At 49.7% G+C, this 17007-nt stretch carries 11 protein-coding genes and 1 pseudogene; 10 read left to right on the top strand and 2 right to left on the bottom strand.

All coding sequences use genetic code 11. The features are described 5' to 3' along the window. Positions 1-388: 388 nt before the first annotated feature. Positions 389-1615, top strand: a pseudogene (locus tag SJI19_RS03800) (TCR/Tet family MFS transporter); the annotation flags it as partial. Positions 1616-1789: 174 nt separating this feature from the next. Here SJI19_RS03800 and SJI19_RS03795 read toward each other — a convergent pair. After that, positions 1790-2554, bottom strand: coding sequence for an aminoimidazole riboside kinase (locus SJI19_RS03795; protein ID WP_323476943.1), 765 nt, complete (start codon positions 2552-2554; stop codon positions 1790-1792). On the opposite strand from SJI19_RS03795, the gene SJI19_RS03790 reads away from it, so the two are divergent. Together SJI19_RS03790 and SJI19_RS03785 are read left to right on the top strand one after the other, a co-directional pair. Beyond that, a complete protein-coding gene (locus SJI19_RS03790) occupies positions 2546-3439 on the top strand; it encodes a GH32 C-terminal domain-containing protein (RefSeq protein ID WP_323476942.1) in 894 nt (297 codons plus the stop codon). The two genes, SJI19_RS03795 and SJI19_RS03790, sit on opposite strands and share 9 nt — an antisense overlap. Positions 3440-3469: 30 nt before the next feature. Next, positions 3470-4492 (top strand): substrate-binding domain-containing protein, encoded by a 1023-nt coding sequence (locus SJI19_RS03785; RefSeq protein ID WP_323476941.1) that lies wholly within the window; start codon positions 3470-3472, stop codon positions 4490-4492. 177 nt (positions 4493-4669) lie between these two features. Here the strand turns inward: SJI19_RS03785 and SJI19_RS03780 are convergent, their stop codons facing one another. Next, positions 4670-6220 carry a methyl-accepting chemotaxis protein gene (locus SJI19_RS03780; RefSeq protein WP_323476940.1) on the bottom strand — a complete coding sequence of 517 codons (1551 nt, stop codon included), beginning with the start codon at positions 6218-6220 and terminating at the stop codon, positions 4670-4672. 1168 nt (positions 6221-7388) lie between these two features. Here SJI19_RS03780 and SJI19_RS03775 point away from each other — a divergent pair. The 7 genes from SJI19_RS03775 to SJI19_RS03745 all read left to right on the top strand — a co-directional run bounded on the left by SJI19_RS03775 (position 7389) and on the right by SJI19_RS03745 (position 16895). After that, the gene (locus SJI19_RS03775; RefSeq protein ID WP_323476939.1) at positions 7389-8240 is read left to right on the top strand and encodes a PA4780 family RIO1-like protein kinase; all 852 of its coding nucleotides are present in this window, start codon (positions 7389-7391) and stop codon (positions 8238-8240) included. Positions 8241-9019: 779 nt separating this feature from the next. After that, positions 9020-9547 (top strand): fimbrial protein, encoded by a 528-nt coding sequence (locus tag SJI19_RS03770; RefSeq protein WP_323476938.1) that lies wholly within the window; start codon positions 9020-9022, stop codon positions 9545-9547. A gap of 117 nt (positions 9548-9664) precedes the next feature. Further along, positions 9665-10339 (top strand): molecular chaperone, encoded by a 675-nt coding sequence (locus tag SJI19_RS03765; protein ID WP_416347498.1) that lies wholly within the window; start codon positions 9665-9667, stop codon positions 10337-10339. Positions 10340-10385: 46 nt separating this feature from the next. Next, positions 10386-12938: a fimbria/pilus outer membrane usher protein gene (locus SJI19_RS03760; RefSeq protein ID WP_323476936.1), complete on the top strand. Its 2553-nt coding sequence runs from the start codon at positions 10386-10388 to the stop codon at positions 12936-12938. Positions 12939-12949: 11 nt separating this feature from the next. Further along, positions 12950-13987 carry a fimbrial protein gene (locus SJI19_RS03755; protein ID WP_323476935.1) on the top strand — a complete coding sequence of 346 codons (1038 nt, stop codon included), beginning with the start codon at positions 12950-12952 and terminating at the stop codon, positions 13985-13987. A 175-nt stretch (positions 13988-14162) separates the two neighbouring features. Continuing rightward, complete coding sequence (locus SJI19_RS03750) at positions 14163-14624, top strand: DUF5680 domain-containing protein (RefSeq protein ID WP_323476934.1); 462 nt, start codon at positions 14163-14165, stop codon at positions 14622-14624. Positions 14625-15515: 891 nt separating this feature from the next. Beyond that, on the top strand, positions 15516-16895 hold the full coding sequence (locus SJI19_RS03745) for an aspartate aminotransferase family protein (RefSeq protein ID WP_323476933.1): 1380 nt from the start codon (positions 15516-15518) through the stop codon (positions 16893-16895). Positions 16896-17007 lie beyond the last annotated feature (112 nt).

The following is a 17007-nucleotide window of genomic DNA, read 5'->3' as shown; positions in this document are numbered from 1 at the left end:
TCTTAATCATGATTTTCATGGTTGTGAATTTCCTTCGATAAATCGGCATATAAATCAGTTGTTAATATATTTTTTTGATTTTTATATATTTAACTAAAAAAACCAACACCATAAAGAGACTCATTTTAGATATTTAATTTTTTGGGTCTTTATTTGCTTGCATAAAATACCTACGCCGTAAATGTTTAATAGTCAACACGCAGCTTGATCAAAATTTCATGCGATTTTTGTGTAATTTATTTTTAAAAGGTGTTGATATTGGTGAGGAACTTCAGATAGGCACGGGTCGCCACGCGCACGAAGTCGGGGTCGTATCCACTGATAGCCCGGCGTAACGCGGGCGAAAAGCAAAGGGCAGGATGATGAAAACGATGAAGGCAATGCGGCTCAGCGAATATGGAACCCCAGGATGAACAAATCCCTTGTCGTGATCTTCGCCACAATCTGCCTTGACGCCGCCGGCATTGGGCTTATTTTTCCGATTCTCCCGCGGCTTCTTGAGCAGGTGATACAGACTCAGAATATCGCGCCCTATATTGGCATCATGACCGCGCTCTATGCGGCCATGCAGTTTATCTTTGCCCCCGTGCTCGGCGCATTGAGCGACAACCTTGGCCGGCGACCGGTACTGCTTATTTCCCTAGCGGGTACGGCCATCAACTATGTGCTCCTGGCGGTCGCGCCGCAGCTTTGGATGTTGCTTGTCGGCCGTGCCATTGCGGGTTTGACGAGCGCCAATGTCTCTGTGGCAATGGCCTATATCACCGACATTTCGCCCTTGAATCAGCGCGCCCGCCGCTTTGGCCTATTAAACGCCATGTTTGGCATCGGTTTCATTATCGGCCCGGTTTTAGGCGGGCTGCTCGGCGATTACTGGCTGCGACTGCCTTTCATCGCCGCCGCGGTGCTGAACGCCTGCAATTTCTTGTTGGCGTTATTCATCCTGCCCGAGTCCCGTACGCCGAACCGCCAAAAGATCACGCTGGGCGAACTCAACCCACTGCGGCCGCTGCGTTGGATTTTTTCGATGAAAAGGCTGCTACCTATTATCTCGGTGTTTTTTATCCTATGTGCCACCGGTGAGGCCTATGGTACCTGTTGGGCCCTGTGGGGTTTCGACACCTTCCGCTGGAATGGCCTATGGATCGGCCTGTCGCTCGGCACCTTCGGCGTGTGCTTAACGCTGGTACAGGCATTTTTGCCCGGTCCGGCGACCAAATTACTTGGCGAACGTTGGGCCATTCTTGTCGGCATTGCCTGTACCTGCGTCGCGCTTATCGTCATCGCGTTCACCCATCAAGGCTGGCTGGTGTTTGCCATCATGCCTATCTTTGCGCTCGGGGGCATCGGCACCCCAGCACTTCAGACCCTGGCTACCCGGCAGGTGGGCCCCACCCACCAAGGCCGGTTTCAGGGAGTGCTGGCATCAGTTGTAAGCCTGGCATCCATCGTCGGGCCGCTGTTTTTCTCGACTCTCTACTTCGTTTTCCAGCAGGCGTGGCCCGGCGCCATCTGGCTGTCGGTGGTGGTCATTTATGCCATTGCGGTGCCGTTGGTTTTTCTCTGTACCCGCCGCAGAGGCTCCCATCGCCTCAAAGGAGAAACGGGAAAATGACGTTATCTTTGATCCCCGCGACGCTTGCCGATGTTATTCGATAACCTGGGCTGGTTTGATGTTAACACCACCGGGATGACGCCAGAATAACCGGCCCATATCCGCTACTGTGGTAACGACGTTGGACATTCACGTGGAGATCACCCGGACTGAGGCCGTTGCCTACTCAGGCCTTCACCAAGCGTGGGTAGCAAAATCGGCTAATGTTGCGGCATACGGCAAGGCGGTCATCGCCCCCTTGGCGGTGGTCGCCAACGCACCGCAAGCCAGCGCTTGACGAATAACCGCCGACCACGTTGGCGTCGATGTTTCTGGCCACCCCTGTGACAGTCCCGCCAATAATCCCGCCATAAACGCATCTCCCGCACCCGTGGTATCGACTGCAGTGACTTTCGGTGCGGCGTACTGCTGCAATAACGCACTCTGTTTGTGATAAACCGATACGCCGTCTTTGCCCTGAGTCACCAAGAGTACTTTAGGATCATAGCGCTGGCACAGGCGAATAATACCTTGCGATATTTGGGGTTCTCCGGTGAGATATTCCAGCTCATGCTCAGAGGTTTTGACGATGTCTGCGAGCAACAGCGCTTGGTGCACACTGTCGCGCAGTTGGTTTTCATTCGACCAGAGATCGTGACGGATATTGGGATCAAAACAGACATAACCGCCTGCCGTTTTCATCTGCTCCATCGCCAAAAAGGCCGCAGAACGACAGGGTTCAGCAGAAAGAGCAATCGAACAAAGATGCAAGAACTGTCCTGTTTCAAACACTGGAATATCAGCAGGTTGCAGGAACAAATCGGCGCTTGGGCGAACCATAAAAGTGAAAGACCGCTCACCGTTCTGGTCATTTTCAACCACTACGGTGGAGGTTCGCTGATCGGGATCTTGATGCATATGCTCAATATTCACCGCCTCATCATTAAGCGTATGACGCAAGAAATCACCGAAAGGGTCGTTGCCAACGCGACCAAGCTGCACTCTGCGGATTTGCTGACATGGCAGTCTCTTGGCGCTACCGCCGGATCGGGACTGAACGGGTTGAACAGCTTCGGGTATATGTGGGAATGCCCAGATATGTTTCGACTGGGAAACAGCGAGATACTGCTTTGCTGTCCGCAAGGACTCCCGACGCAACCTCACCATTACCGTAATACTTTTCAGTCAGGTTATTTTGTCGGGCAGTTAGATTATGTTCAAGGCCATTTCCCACATGGCGATTTCCACGAACTGGATTTGGGGTTTGAATTTTATGCGCCACAAACCACCCTCAGTGAGGATGGTCGTCGTTTGCTGATCGGCTGGATGGGTATTCCTGATGGCGACGAGTTTTATCAGCCAACATTGGCTCATGGATGGATCCATACCATGACCTGTGTGCGTGAGCTGACGCTCCATGCTGGAAAACTTCACCAACATCCGACCCGCGAGTTGCAACAACTGCGCACGGCAGAGCAGGCCTGGCAAGGTCATGTGCAGGATGCGCCAGTGTGGGATATGACCCGCGCTGAAATTGAGATTGAGACAAATAGCCCGTTCAACGCCGATTTTGGCGGTGCGCTGTCGCTGCACTGGGACGGCGAGTGGCTAACGCTTACGCGGCGCAATCGACGCAGTGGCGAGCCCGAGCAGCGCTTCTGGCACGGCCAGTTATGCCACCTGACGCTGCTATGCGACAGCTCTAGCGTGGAGATTTTCATCAACCGGGGCGAAGCGGTGATGTCTTCACGTTATTTTCCTGCCCTACCGGCACAGTTGATTTTTAGCGGACATCAGCACATTTCACTGCGTCGCTGGTTGTTGGCGGATTGCGTGATAGAATAAATGACGATCCCGATAACAGAATATGACGCAGTGAAAAAAAGTAAACGCGTCACAATCAACGGTATTGCAGAATTGGCCGGCGTATCCAAATCCACCGCGAGCCAAGTGCTTAACGGGCACAGCAAAGCGTTTCGCATCTCCGATGCCACTCGGGATCGCGTCCTCGTCGTTGCCGCTGAACAGCATTATCAACCGAGCATTCACGCCCGTTCTCTCAATATGTCGCGCAGCTATACGCTGGGGCTGGTGGTGCCCGAAATGACCAACTACGGTTTTGCCGCGTGCTCCAATGAACTGGAAACCTTGTGCCGCGAAAACGGTATGCAATTACTCATCGCCTGTACTGATGAAAATACCAGCCAGGAGGCCATGGTGGTTAACAACCTGATCCAGCGGCGGGTGGATGGCCTGATCGTCGCGTCCAGTTTGCTTAATGACATGGAATATCTAAAAATCAGCCGGCAATTACCCGTGGTGCTGTTTGACCGCCATATGCAGGACACTACGTTGCCGCTGGTGGCGAGTGAAGCAATTGAATCCTCAGCCACATTGGTAGAACGAGTGGCCAGGTATCAGCAAGATGAATTTTACTTTATCGGCGGTCAGCCGAGAATTTCGCCGACTCGCGATCGACTGAGCGGCTACAAGCTTGGTCTGGAACGCGCCGGGGTGAGCCTAAACCCAGAATGGGTCATGTACGGAAATTATCATCCGAGTTCCGGTTATGAGATGTTTGCCAATTTATGCGCCAGCCTGGGCCGCCCGCCAAAAGCGCTTTACGTCGCGTCTTGTGGCCTCATGGAAGGAGTTTTGCGCTATATGAGTCAGCACAAGCTACTGGAAAGCGACATCCATCTATGTAGCTTCGATGATCATTATCTGTATGATTCGCTATCAGTAAAAATCGACACCGTCGCACAAGATTGCCACGAACTGGCGATTCATTGTTTTGAGATGATGATTGCTTTGATCAACGAACAGCAACCGGAACGGAACCAGCGTTATTTACCTGCGCAATTACACTGGCGTCACCCCCATTCGTTGAATCAGTGATAAACGTCGATAATACGACCTCGACTAACCAATAGGCGACCATGGTTCAGACATGGCACTGCCCACTGATGAGCACGAAAAAAAATCGGTGTAAAAACGCGTGCTGCACCATCTTATCCTCCCTGAATGACCCTCGTTAAGCACAGCACGCAGCGATCGTTTCAAGAACAGCCCCGTTTATGCCAGGATAAACACGTCGACCGTTTTAACCAGGCTACTTGCCTGTTCCTTTAAGCTTTCCGATGCGGCAGCACTTTCTTCAACCAGCGCGGCGTTCTGTTGAGTGACCTGATCCATTTGACTGATGGCCTTACCCACTTCGGCAATGCCATTGCGTTGCTCCACACTCGCGGCACTAATTTCATTTACGATCTGTGAAACCTGCTTAATGGCATTGACAATATTGGTCATCATATCGCCCGTTTTATCTACCAGCCCCGCACCATCGGTCACCTGACTGACACTTGTCGTGATCAATTTATGTATTTCTTTGGCGGCACCAGCACTTCGCTGGGCAAGACTCCTGACTTCGGTAGCCACGACGGCAAACCCCCTACCCTGCTCGCCGGCGCGCGCGGCTTCTACCGCTGCGTTTAACGCCAGTATATTGGTCTGGAATGCAATACCATCAATGACAGATATAATCTCTGCTATTCTTTTGGAACTGCCACTGATCCCCTGCATGCAAAGAATGACATCCTCAACCAATTTTCCCCCTTCCTCGGCAAGATTTAAGGTACTGTGGGCCAGGGTATTAGCCTGCTGTGCATTTTCAGCGTTATTGGTGACCGTTGATGTCAACTCTTCCATCGTTGCGGATGTCTGTTGCAGCGCGCTGGCCTGCTCTTCAGTACGCTGGCTGAGGTCATCCGTCCCTAACGATATTTCAGCACTTGCCGTAGCCACATTTTCAGCATTACTGCGTACATTTTTGACCAACGATGAAAGCGCAGACTGCATGTTCTTTAACTGAGCCAATAGGCTAGTAGAGTCATTGGGATTTAGATGAATAATTCTATTGAGCTCTCCACCCGCCATAGCGTTTACGGCATCCGCAGCAACCGTAGGTTCTCCACCCAACTGACGAAGAATGCCTCGCGTCAAATAAACACCAGTGATCAAAGCATATATCATCACAAACAGCGCGATAACGACTGAGGTTAATAAAGACAACTTACTGGAAGATAATTCACTATCTACGCTTTTTTTAGCGAGGTCATTTAACCGGTTCTTTATGGTCTCCAATTGAGAAAAAACCCGCTCAGCGGAAGGTTTGGCTTGAGTTTGAATGATCTCAGCAGCCTGTTTTACATTGTCTGACTCAATTGCAGTCACCGTGGCCAGCATTGCGTCATGCATCGACAAGTAGGATTGATCAAGGTCATTTATATTGGTTAAGGCTTCGCCATAACCATAACTGTGATTTTTGAATTTGGCAATTAATTGGCTAACTCGGGTAAAATTTTCTTCATTTTCTTTTTTCCAACCCTGAACTGCAACCGGATCTTTTGTAGACATCATCCGGTATATATTAATATCTGAACGAGTGAGTAATCCATCGATCACCGCCAAATCGGAGGCCGCATGGTAATCCGTATCGTATAATTCTTTTATTTTATAATCACTTAATCTTTGATTATTGAGTAAAAAACTCGTCAGCAACATACAAAAAACAATAATACTTGCCAGAATAAAGATTATTTTATTTTTAACAGTCCAGCTTTTCATTATTTCCCCTGCCTATTTAAAAAATCACCAATATAGTTTGTTTGTCATCTATTTATCCCCCAGGTTAATGTAATGAGAATGAATGCCATTCAATTACCTACCTTAACTTAAGGCAAATGAATGACGTTATATTCTCCATATTAACTTATGGCAAATAAATGATGTTGCATTGCCCGCATAGACTTCTGAAAATCAATGACGTTGCATTACCCACATAGACTGTTGAAAATCAATGACGTTGCATACCCCACATAGATTGCTGAAAATCAATGATGTTGCATACCCCACATAGATTGCTAAAAATCAATGACGTTGCATACCCCACATAGATTGCTGAAAATCAATGACGTCGAAATGTCCTTTACAGACTTAAGTAAAATAAAAAATGTTATATTCCCCGCACTGACTTAAGGAAAATTAATGAATATGAGTAGTCTTTTTCAATCAATGTAAAAAATAATATCCACATAGGTGTTAAATAAAACATTACGTTAACAATTTATCTACTTTTAAAAAAATTAACAAGTTTTTTAAATTTTTTTTACATCCAATTCAATTAATTTCATTTAAAAATAGCAAATGCGCCTATATAAATGAAAAACTCTCATCAATAGATTCCATTATATGAATGATACCCCGGTTATGCAGGACGGGCGGTACCAACAAAAGGAACTGATGTATCAACGCCATGTTCATCCATTAGGGGCATACGCTGCTCGCCAAGATCATGACATCACACAACCCGTTCCACACACTCTCACCCTAGGCTCGGATCACGCGGGTGAATATGGCCTTTGCGCGCATCCCGGAGGTGTGGCGTCAGGACATGTTCTTGTCAGTGAAAACCTGACGATATCGCCTAAACATGAGTGTGTGCACCCAAAGACATTTAGGCCGTTGTTGACACTGGATTGGCGGTATCTTACTGTCTATCTGCACTGCATCGCGGTGACAATTCGACCCAGTGAATAGAGTAACTGTCTTGATTATCACCGAATAAACCACGCATAACGCCCAGCTTCCATGAATATTGTGGCATAATGGTTTCACCCCGGGCATACGCAAGATAACCGATAATGCGACTACTCAGTGCTACAAGATAATTCCTGTCCCGCAAAAATATTGCGCAGGCCATTCCTTCATGCGCTGAAATAAGGTACAAGGCTGCATGAAAATTCCAAATAGAATCCAACCCCTCGTGGATGACGGCCTGATAGACGATGTGGTCCGTCGACTGAAAAGTGGCAAAGAAGCCGACGTTTACACTGTGTTATGCGGTGAAGAGATCCGTTGTGCCAAGGTTTACAAAGAAGCGACCCAACGCAGCTTCAAGCAGGCTGTGCAGTATCAGGAAGGTCGTAAAGTCCGTAACAGCCGTAACACCCGTGCGATGCAAAAAGGCTCAAAGTTCGGCCGGAAACAGCAAGAAGAGTCGTGGCAGACATCGGAAGTCAATGCGCTATTTCGCCTGGCAAATGCCGGTGTACGGGTACCTCAACCGTATATTTGTCTGGATGGCGTGCTGTTGATGGAGCTTATCACCGACGCCGACGGCGTGGTTGCACCGCGTCTGAGCGATGTGACGCTGAGCGAAGCAGAAGCGGTGGCCGATTTCGATACCATGATCCGCAATATTGTGCGCATGCTGTGTGTGGGTATCGTGCATGGGGATTTATCAGAATTTAACGTGCTGATGGATGCCAACGGGCCAGTTATTATCGACCTGCCCCAGGCCGTCGATGCCTCGGCGAACAATCATGCCGAATCGATGTTCGAGCGTGATGTGGGCAATATGACCGAATACTATGGCCGCTTCGCGCCGCAATTGCTGAAAACCCATTATGCAAAAGAAATCTGGGCATTGTATGAAGAAGGTAAACTGACGCCGGAAACCATTCTGACCGGGCACTTCGCCGAAGATACACAAAAAGCCGATGTAGACTCACTGCTCGATGAAATCATTGCCGCTGAAAATGAATATTATGATCGTCAGCGGGCGCTGAAAGAACGCGATATTTGAAGCCAGTGCGTACGACTGCCGCCGCGCGCTGGTTCTGAGCGTGGGGCAGCATCAGATGACGGTGGTGGCGTTCACCGCCGCCATCTCATCGCGCAAACACATCCCGCCACAGGTCACATCCGCGAGAATTGATAATTAATTTATATCAATGAGAAACGCCGTATTCTGCCCAAACATAAATTTTATTACCTATTGCCATCTGGCGCCCGATGCTGAGTGAATGTTATTTGCGCTGGTTAATGTCATTACCCTGGTTATTTATTGATGTTAGCTCACATTTATTGGTACTAACGAGATAATGTTATGCGATTAAGTATTCGGTTTCATGCTGGCAAACTAAAATAGGATCACAACATAGTTAATCGTAGATTGAGTTATCGCCTTTATTTTGTCATTAAAGAGCATTAACATTAATTACTTATATTTATTCATATTATCTCGAACACTAAAAAACAACAGATTACATCGATAATATTCATATGAATGAAATAATAAACTAAAAAAAATAATTTATCTAAAATTTTATATTTTTTTAAAAAAAATAAACTTTCATCTATTTACAGTCAGTTACCTAATAGCGTATTTACTCAATCATCATGCTTAATTGTCTCAAAAAATAGCCAGGTGGTGTTATTTTTCACCCTTAACCGTTTTTAGCACGTCACCAACATAACAGCCATTGCGTAATGATAATTCGATGCGATGAAACCCGATTTTATTTATCAAGCCGCGTGAACTGAACCATCAACAGACCATGTAACTGAACCAGGGGCATTATTATGACCATTAAATTAACCCTTCCTGCATTAGCCATCGCCGGCATTATGGCTTGCGGCCAGGCCACGGCCGCCGATACCGGCACTATTACCTTTACCGGCACCATCCTGACCGCCGCCTGTACTGTTGCGACCGCCTCCACGACCCAGACTATTAGTATGGGGAACATCAGTAATGTCGGACTCACCGCAGGTATTGGCGCGACGGCACTGCCAACCCCCGTGGCTATCGTCATAGACGATTGTCCTACCGCGCCGACCAATATTAGCATCCGTTTTTCCGGCAGTGCCGATGCGGGCAATCCGACACTCCTGGCGTTGGATTCCGGCTCGGTGGCCAGTGGTTTTGGCATTGCGTTGTTCGAGTCTGACGGCAGCACGGCCATCAATCTCGGGGTCGACTCCGCACCCCGAGATGTGCCTATCGCTGGCGCAACGCTGAACTTTGTGGCCAAACTGGTCTCCACCGCAGCGACCATCGTGGAGGGTGCTTATACCGCCACAGCCAATTTTACCGTCATCTACAACTGATCGCCCCCTTAGCTTGCTGGAGTGGCATCGACAGCGGTCACCCGGGCGGTATGGCAGCACAACAGCCCACCGGTCAAACCTATTAGATAAATGGACCTGCGAGGGATGGCGATGAATTTGTGGTTAAAAACACTCTGCGCGTTGGCCGGACTGGCCTGGGCCGGTGTGGCTGACGCCGGCGTGGTCGTGGGCGCAACCCGGGTGGTGTATGATGCCGGTAAAAAAGAAGCCTCAATTTCGGTCAGTAATCCGGACCGTTCACGCCCCTTTCTTATCCAGTCCTGGATTGATAATCCGCAGGAGGGGGACACAACACGGGTCCCGTTTATTATCACCCCGCCGTTGTTCCGATTGGATACGGAACAGGAAAATGTGCTGCGTATTGTGCGCGCCGGCGGTCACCTGCCCGAAGACCGAGAATCCGTATTTTGGTTGAATATCAAATCCATTCCCGCCACGGACAAAAACGCCACTAATCAACTGCTGATCAGCGTCAATACCCGGATCAAGCTGTTCTATCGCCCAAAAAATCTGGCCGGTAACGCCACACTGGCGTACCAAACGCTAACGTTTTCCCGCCAGGGAGGGGAGCTCATCGCCCGCAATCCCAGTCCGTTCTACATATCCTTTGCCAGTTTACGTGTGGGGGGCCAGGAGATTAAGCATCCCGGCATGATTGCCCCCCTGGGCACATTACGCTGGCCTTTGCCCACCGGCGCGCGCGGGAATGTGAGCTGGCGGGCGATCAATGATTTTGGCGGCACGTCCGCGCCGGCAAGTGTGCCGTTGTAATCACCATGGACGCGTGATTTACCCGGTTCAGGTTGAGAGAACGAAGATGATAAAACAACGATCCCAGCCGACCGATAGGTCACCGTTAGTGATTAACCGGTGGTACAAACCGCCCCTTCTGCCGGCCTTGACCGTTTCATCATTGATTTTCGCGTCGCCGCTGTCGGCACAGGATTATTTTAATCCCAACGCGCTGACACTCAAGGGGACACCAACGCAATCCATTGATCTCAGCCCGTTCGCCGACGCTGGCGGCCAGTTGCCGGGAGTCTATCGCGTTGATATTTATCTCAATGGCAACCGGGTGGATACCCGCGACGTCACTTTTGTCGCATCGACGGCGGGGCTACAGCCCGAACTGACCGCCCGGCAGTTGGCCGACTATGGGGTCAAGCGCGCCGCCTTTCCAGCCTTGCGGGATCGGCCGGACGATCAGCCCATTACCGTGCTGGGCCAGTACATTCCCGACGCCGGCAGCAAATTGAACTTTCAGCAGTTGCGACTCGATTTGAGTGTGCCCCAGGCCGCGTTGGATGCCCAGGCGCGCGGCTATGTCGATCCGGCGCAATGGGACCAGGGTTTGCCTGCCTTGATGCTGAGTTATGCCTATTCCGGATCCACGACCTGGTACGATAACCCAGCAGGCAGCAGCGACAATCATTATCTCAACCTGCGCAGCGGAGCCAATCTCGGCGGCTGGCGGTTACGCAACTATTCCGCTTACAGTAACAGCAGTCAGGACGGTGCCCACTGGGACAGCATTAACACCTATGTCCAGCACGATGTGCAGTCGTTAAAAGGGCAGTTTACCGCCGGGGACGCCTATACGCCGGGGACGATATTCGACAGCATCTCGTTTCGCGGCGCGCAGTTGGCCTCCGATGACAATATGCTGCCCGATAGCCTGCGCGGTTTTGCCCCGGTAGTGCGCGGCATTGCACAAAGTAATGCCCAGGTGACCGTACGTCAGAATGGTTCCATTATTTATCAAACCTATGTAGCGCCCGGCCCCTTTGCGATAACCGATCTGTTTCCCACCGCCGCCAGCGGCAACCTGACCGTGACAATAAGGGAAGCTAACGGTACTGAGCGCAGCTTTACCCAGCCGTTCTCAGCGGTGCCCATCATGCAGCGCGAGGGCCAGTTGAAATACGCCGCCAGCGCCGGACAATACCGATCAACTTATCGCGACGGGCACCACCCGAATTTTTTCCAAGGCAGTCTGATTTATGGTTTACCCAGAGATACCTCGCTCTATGGCGGTTCGATAGGCGCTGGAAATTATCAGTCCTTGTTACTGGGGGTGGGCCACGGATTTGGCGAACTGGGCTCCGCCTCGTTTGATGTAACCCAGGCCAGCACCACGTTGTACGGCAGCGATGAGCGCCATAATGGCCAATCGTATCGTTTCCAATACGCCAAAGTGATCACTGACTCCGGCACCTCGTTTACCCTGGCCGGCTATCGTTATTCCACGAGCGGATTTTATGATTTCAGCGATGCCAACAACATGGACATTCAGGCGTCCGATTCCTGGCGGCGGCGCTACAACAAACGCAGCAAATTCCAGGTGAATATCAGCCAGTCAATGGGCAACGCGGGCAGCCTGTATGTGGCGGGTTATCAACAGGACTATTGGCAGAAAAGCGGTTATGAACGCAGCCTCAGCACCGGTTACAGTCTGAGTTATGCCGGCATCAACTATAACCTGAACTACACCTATAACCAAAGTCCGGGGCCGGATGCTACTGATCAGCAGTTTGCGTTCAGCGTACAGATCCCGCTCAGTAAATGGCTACCTAACAGCTGGGCAACCTACAGCGTCACCAGTGATAACCACGGGGCGATGAATCAGCAAGCGGGCATCAATGGCACCGCGCTGGCGGACAATAACCTTAACTACAATGTGCAGCAGAGCTACGGCAACCAAGGTACCGGCGCCAGCGGTAATGCCTCGGCGTCTTACCAGGGGAGCAGCGGCAGGCTCAACGCAGGGTATAACTACAGCCAACATAACCAGCAGGTAAACTATGGCGTGCAGGGCGGCGTGGTGGCGCACCCTTATGGGGTCACGCTAGCACAATCGCTGGGGGATACCCTGGCACTGGTGCGCGCCCCGGGAGCCACCGGCGTGCGGGTACAAAATACTACCGGGGTGCACACCGATTGGCGGGGTTATGCGGTGGTGCCTTATGCCTCGACCTATCGCAGCAACCGCATCGCGCTGGATACCTCGACCTTGGGCGATGATGTGGACATTGACATTAATACGCAAACCGTGATCCCCACCCAAGGGGCGCTGGCGCTGGCTGAGTTCAAAACCCGCGTCGGCAGCCGGGTGCTACTGACGATAACGCACCAAGGTCAGCCGGTGCCGTTTGGCGCTCAAGTGACCCAAATACAGCCCGCCGGAGAAAGTGTCAACAGCGGCATTGCTGATGCTGAAGGCCAGGTCTACCTGAGCGGCATGCCGGAACAAGGCCGAGTAAAGGTAGTCTGGGGGCCGGGCACCGACCAGCGGTGTGAAGCCACCTATACCCTGCCTACCGAGTCATCCTCAACCACATCCATTCGCATGGCCAATGCGTTATGTCGCTAAGGAGCGCACCGATGAGACCACCACGCCTCACCATAAGAGTTCTCGCCATGCGAACGATTGCCTGCCTGGTGCTTTTCTATAACATATCGGCCATGGCGGCGACCTGTTCCGCTACCGGTTCAACACTGACGCTCCCCGCCATTACCCTGACGCTGCAGCGAGATAGGCCAAATGGCCCCACCGGCGATGCATTAAGCATTTCGGTGGGGGGCAGATATACGTGTTCAGCGGATGGCACCTCGGTTTCTCAGCATCAATTTGGCATAAATGGGAATATATCCAATTTAAACGAGACGAGTTACTCTGGCAGAACGCTATATAAACTCGGCACTTCCGGTATTGGCTACACCCTATTAGGCTTAAGCAATGCCTCCGCAGATTGCTTGGCATCTGCTTATATAGGTCCTGGCCCAGTGGTCGGGGGGGTGACAAATAGCGTTCGCCTTTGCAACTCAACGAGTGGGCTCATTACGCCGCAGCCCCTACAAGGGGGTATACAAGTAGACTTTTTTAAAATCGGCCCGGTTACGCCGGGAACAATCTCGTCAACGCTGATTGGCTCTTTTGTCAGTCAAATCAATAGCGAATCATGGTCGTCCCCCGGGGTTAATATTTATAGCGGTTCCATAACCGTGATTGAAAAAGCCTGCTCGGTCACCACCCCCGCCATTACCGTGCCCATGGGAGAGGTTGCGCGCAGCGCGTTCACCGGTATCGGCAGCACCGCGGGGACCCACGACTTTGCTATTGCACTCGATTGTGATGCCAGTACCAATATCAAGCTGCAACTGGCTGGGACAACGGCGGGAGGTTTGCCCACTGTGTTAGCGCTCACGGCCTCTGCTTCGCCACCTGCCGCCACCGGCGTGGGGGTGCAGGTGCTTTATGCTGGCAACCCGGTCACGATCGGCACGCCAATAACCATTGGGACCACACCAACGGACGGACCTTATAACCTGGCGCTACAGGCGCGTTATTATCAAATCAACAGTGTCGTCACCGCCGGACAGGCTGACAGTACCGCCACATTCACCATTACCTACGACTAAACCACTGCGATTCGGTTGACGGCAAGGCTTGATTAAATAATACACACAGTGTTAATATAACCAAATATTGGCCTGGTCGGTTTTATAAATTTAGGAATATTCTATATTAAAAAATTGCATATTCCTCATTGCTAGTCTATGACATATCTTATTCCAAGGACGTAGGTAGATTATAATGATCCCATTTTTAGTGGAAGCAAATCAATTCCTCTACCGTTTTCCTGATAACCTTATTATCAGAGACACCGCCAATGGTGATATGAAACTCATTGAATACAGTAGAGATGATTACATTTATCGCAATTATTTCGTCGGATATCGTCAAGTCAATGGAACCATTGTTGTACTGATAAATAATGAGCCGGTATGGATCATGGCCTATGAAGGGGGGATGACCGACCTCGACTTGCCGGCCGACGACATAAGAAAAATTTTTTCGTTTGTCAGGCAGAACCTGGCGCGCGCCACTGTGGTAGAGGCCATCAGGGGGCCAAGTGAATTTCATAATGATAGGCTGGACTACCAAAACAGATTTTTTGGCACCATCCATAAATTTAACGGCACTGAAACTGTTATGCTGAAAAATCAGCAATTGGTCTATAGTTTGAATTATACAGGCAACGATGTCATATTCTAACGATGATGTTGAGTGACAACGAAAAAAATGGCCAAACAATAACTCTATTTTTCGCGTTATGACCGGTGACGCGGAATTATCAATAACGGTGTAGAGGCATAACACAAAAATATCCAGCAGAGTTCGTCTTCATAAAATGATTATTTATGTATTGCCGAATTATTTACAAAAGTTTCACGCGTCGGTTAGAAAAAATAATAAAAAAAGGCATTAATTGCTATAAATCCTTATTATTTTCCCGTTATCAACAATAATATTGTTATTCTTTATAAGCCTAAAAACAACAAAAAATATATACCCTAAATAATTCATGTGGCAACAAAACGGTGACGTAACGACACATCGGGTTCCAGACCGAGTTTAACCGTGCTTGCGCTGACCCGACGGTGAAGCTCAGGAATGAGGTTCATCAATCCCCAAGTGCGAGCTTATCGATAAAACGACATAACCGTATAACCGTATAACCGTATAACCGCATAACCGCATAACCGCATAACCGCATAACCGCATAACCGCAGCGTAAAGGCACAGCCTAACATTACGCCATCATCGGGTCTCGAAGCGTCGGGAACAAGGTTTTATTATTCGATGCTGGCGACGCCATCATGCATGGGGTTGAAATATATTTTCACAATTCTACGCAGCGCTATTTTTACAAAAAATAACACACTCTTATCATTGTATCTTATTGTTATATAATGTTTTTTATTTATTATTTCTTTTCCTCTGCGTATTAGTTGGCGCGATAAAGTCAACCAACATAAACGGACATGCAACGCAACGAGAGAATAACGAAAACTCTTCATTTTGCGCTCTATAATGATGCACCTAGCACATAATTAGCACTGTCATCAATATGATTTCATTACGTTTGGTTGGAGATGTAACTTTATGACGCCTTCTGAAGAACAGATGTTAGCGGATGAGGCCAAGTACTGCTCATTCGGCGATACCGTGCATTACGTTAATCCGCCTAAAATTTTTGAGCGGTGCAAAGGAAGCTATGTTTTTGATGGTGAAGGCATTCCTTATCTGGATCTACAAATGTGGTATTCAGCGGTCAATTTTGGCTACGCCAATCCCCGTTTGGACAATGCATTAAAAAGACAAATTGACGTACTGCCGCAAATCGCCAGTCAATATCTGCACCCAACCAAAATCGAACTGAGCAAAGTGATCGCTCAGGATATGGAAAAGAAATTCGGCTTGCCGGGTCGTGTGCATTATAACGTCGGCGGTTCACAGTCGATTGATGATTCCCTCAAGCTGGTGCGCAACTTCTGCAATGGCAAAAGCCGGATGTTCGCCTTTGAAGGCGGCTACCACGGACGTACCATTGGGGCGTCAGCCATTACCTCCAGCTATCGCTATCGTCGCCGTTTTGGTCACTTCGGCGAACGGGCTCAGTTCATTCCTTTCCCTTACCCTTTCCGTCGTCCTAAGGGTTTGTCACCGGAAGAATACGCTGAAAAACTGGTTGCCGAGTTTGCCCGTCTGTTCGAAAACGAATATCACGGTGTTTGGGACCCTAAAGTCCAACAGGCCGAATTTGCTGCGTTTTATATCGAGCCGATTCAGGGGACCGGCGGGTATATCATCCCACCGCGTAATTTTTATAAAGGCCTCAAAAAAGTGCTCGACGACCACGGCATTCTGTTGGTCGTCGATGAAATCCAAATGGGCTTTTATCGCACCGGTAAACTGTGGTCAATTGAACATTTCGGCATTACCCCGGACGTATTGGTCTTCGGTAAAGCACTGACCAATGGACTTAACCCACTGGCGGGGATTTGGGCACGTGAAGAGATGATCAATCCGGTCACCTTCCCGGTAGGTTCAACCCATTCCACTTTCGCTTCTAATCCATTGGGCACGGCTGTTGGGCTGGAAGTGATGCATATGCTGGCCGAAAAAGACTACGAAACGCAGGTCATGAACAGCGGCGCGTATTTCCTTGAAGGGCTTAAGGCTTTGCAGCTTAACCATCCGGAAATTGGTGATGTTGATGGCCTGGGTCTGGCGCTGCACGCTGAACTGTGCCAAGCCGACGGTTTTACCCCCAATAAAGAACTATTGGATAAAATGGTCGACATCGGCCTGTCCGGCACACTGGAATATAAAGGCCAGAAAACCGGCCTGGTGCTGGATGTAGGCGGTTATTATAAAAACGTCATCACCTTTGCGCCTTCGCTGGAAATCAGCCGCAGCGAAATTGATCAAGCGATGGAATTGCTCGACCAATTACTGTATCGCGCCAAACGCGAGATGTAATTTTACCTTCATTCAAAGCGCACCTCAGGTGCGCTGAGTTTGATGATAAAAACGTGCTAGCAGGCATGATGGGTAAGATCGTAAAGACGCCGTGAATACATCCATGTAGGCT

The organism is Acerihabitans sp. TG2 (assembly GCF_035013185.1).
Classification (GTDB): domain Bacteria; phylum Pseudomonadota; class Gammaproteobacteria; order Enterobacterales; family Enterobacteriaceae; genus Acerihabitans.
Note: the sequence above shows the minus strand (reverse complement) of the source record. Positions and strands in the feature narration are given on the sequence as shown.

What these genes read in the sequence shown, in the direction of transcription:
- SJI19_RS03780 (WP_323476940.1), bottom strand. Translation starts at nt 6,220, where the DNA reads ATGAAAAGCTGGACTGTTAAAAATAAAATAATCTTTATTCTGGCAAGT.
- SJI19_RS03790 (WP_323476942.1), top strand. Translation starts at nt 2,546, where the DNA reads ATGACGCAAGAAATCACCGAAAGGGTCGTTGCCAACGCGACCAAGCTG.
- SJI19_RS03755 (WP_323476935.1), top strand. Translation starts at nt 12,950, where the DNA reads ATGAGACCACCACGCCTCACCATAAGAGTTCTCGCCATGCGAACGATT.
- SJI19_RS03750 (WP_323476934.1), top strand. Translation starts at nt 14,163, where the DNA reads ATGATCCCATTTTTAGTGGAAGCAAATCAATTCCTCTACCGTTTTCCT.
- SJI19_RS03760 (WP_323476936.1), top strand. Translation starts at nt 10,386, where the DNA reads ATGATAAAACAACGATCCCAGCCGACCGATAGGTCACCGTTAGTGATT.
- SJI19_RS03775 (WP_323476939.1), top strand. Translation starts at nt 7,389, where the DNA reads ATGAAAATTCCAAATAGAATCCAACCCCTCGTGGATGACGGCCTGATA.
- SJI19_RS03770 (WP_323476938.1), top strand. Translation starts at nt 9,020, where the DNA reads ATGACCATTAAATTAACCCTTCCTGCATTAGCCATCGCCGGCATTATG.
- SJI19_RS03745 (WP_323476933.1), top strand. Translation starts at nt 15,516, where the DNA reads ATGACGCCTTCTGAAGAACAGATGTTAGCGGATGAGGCCAAGTACTGC.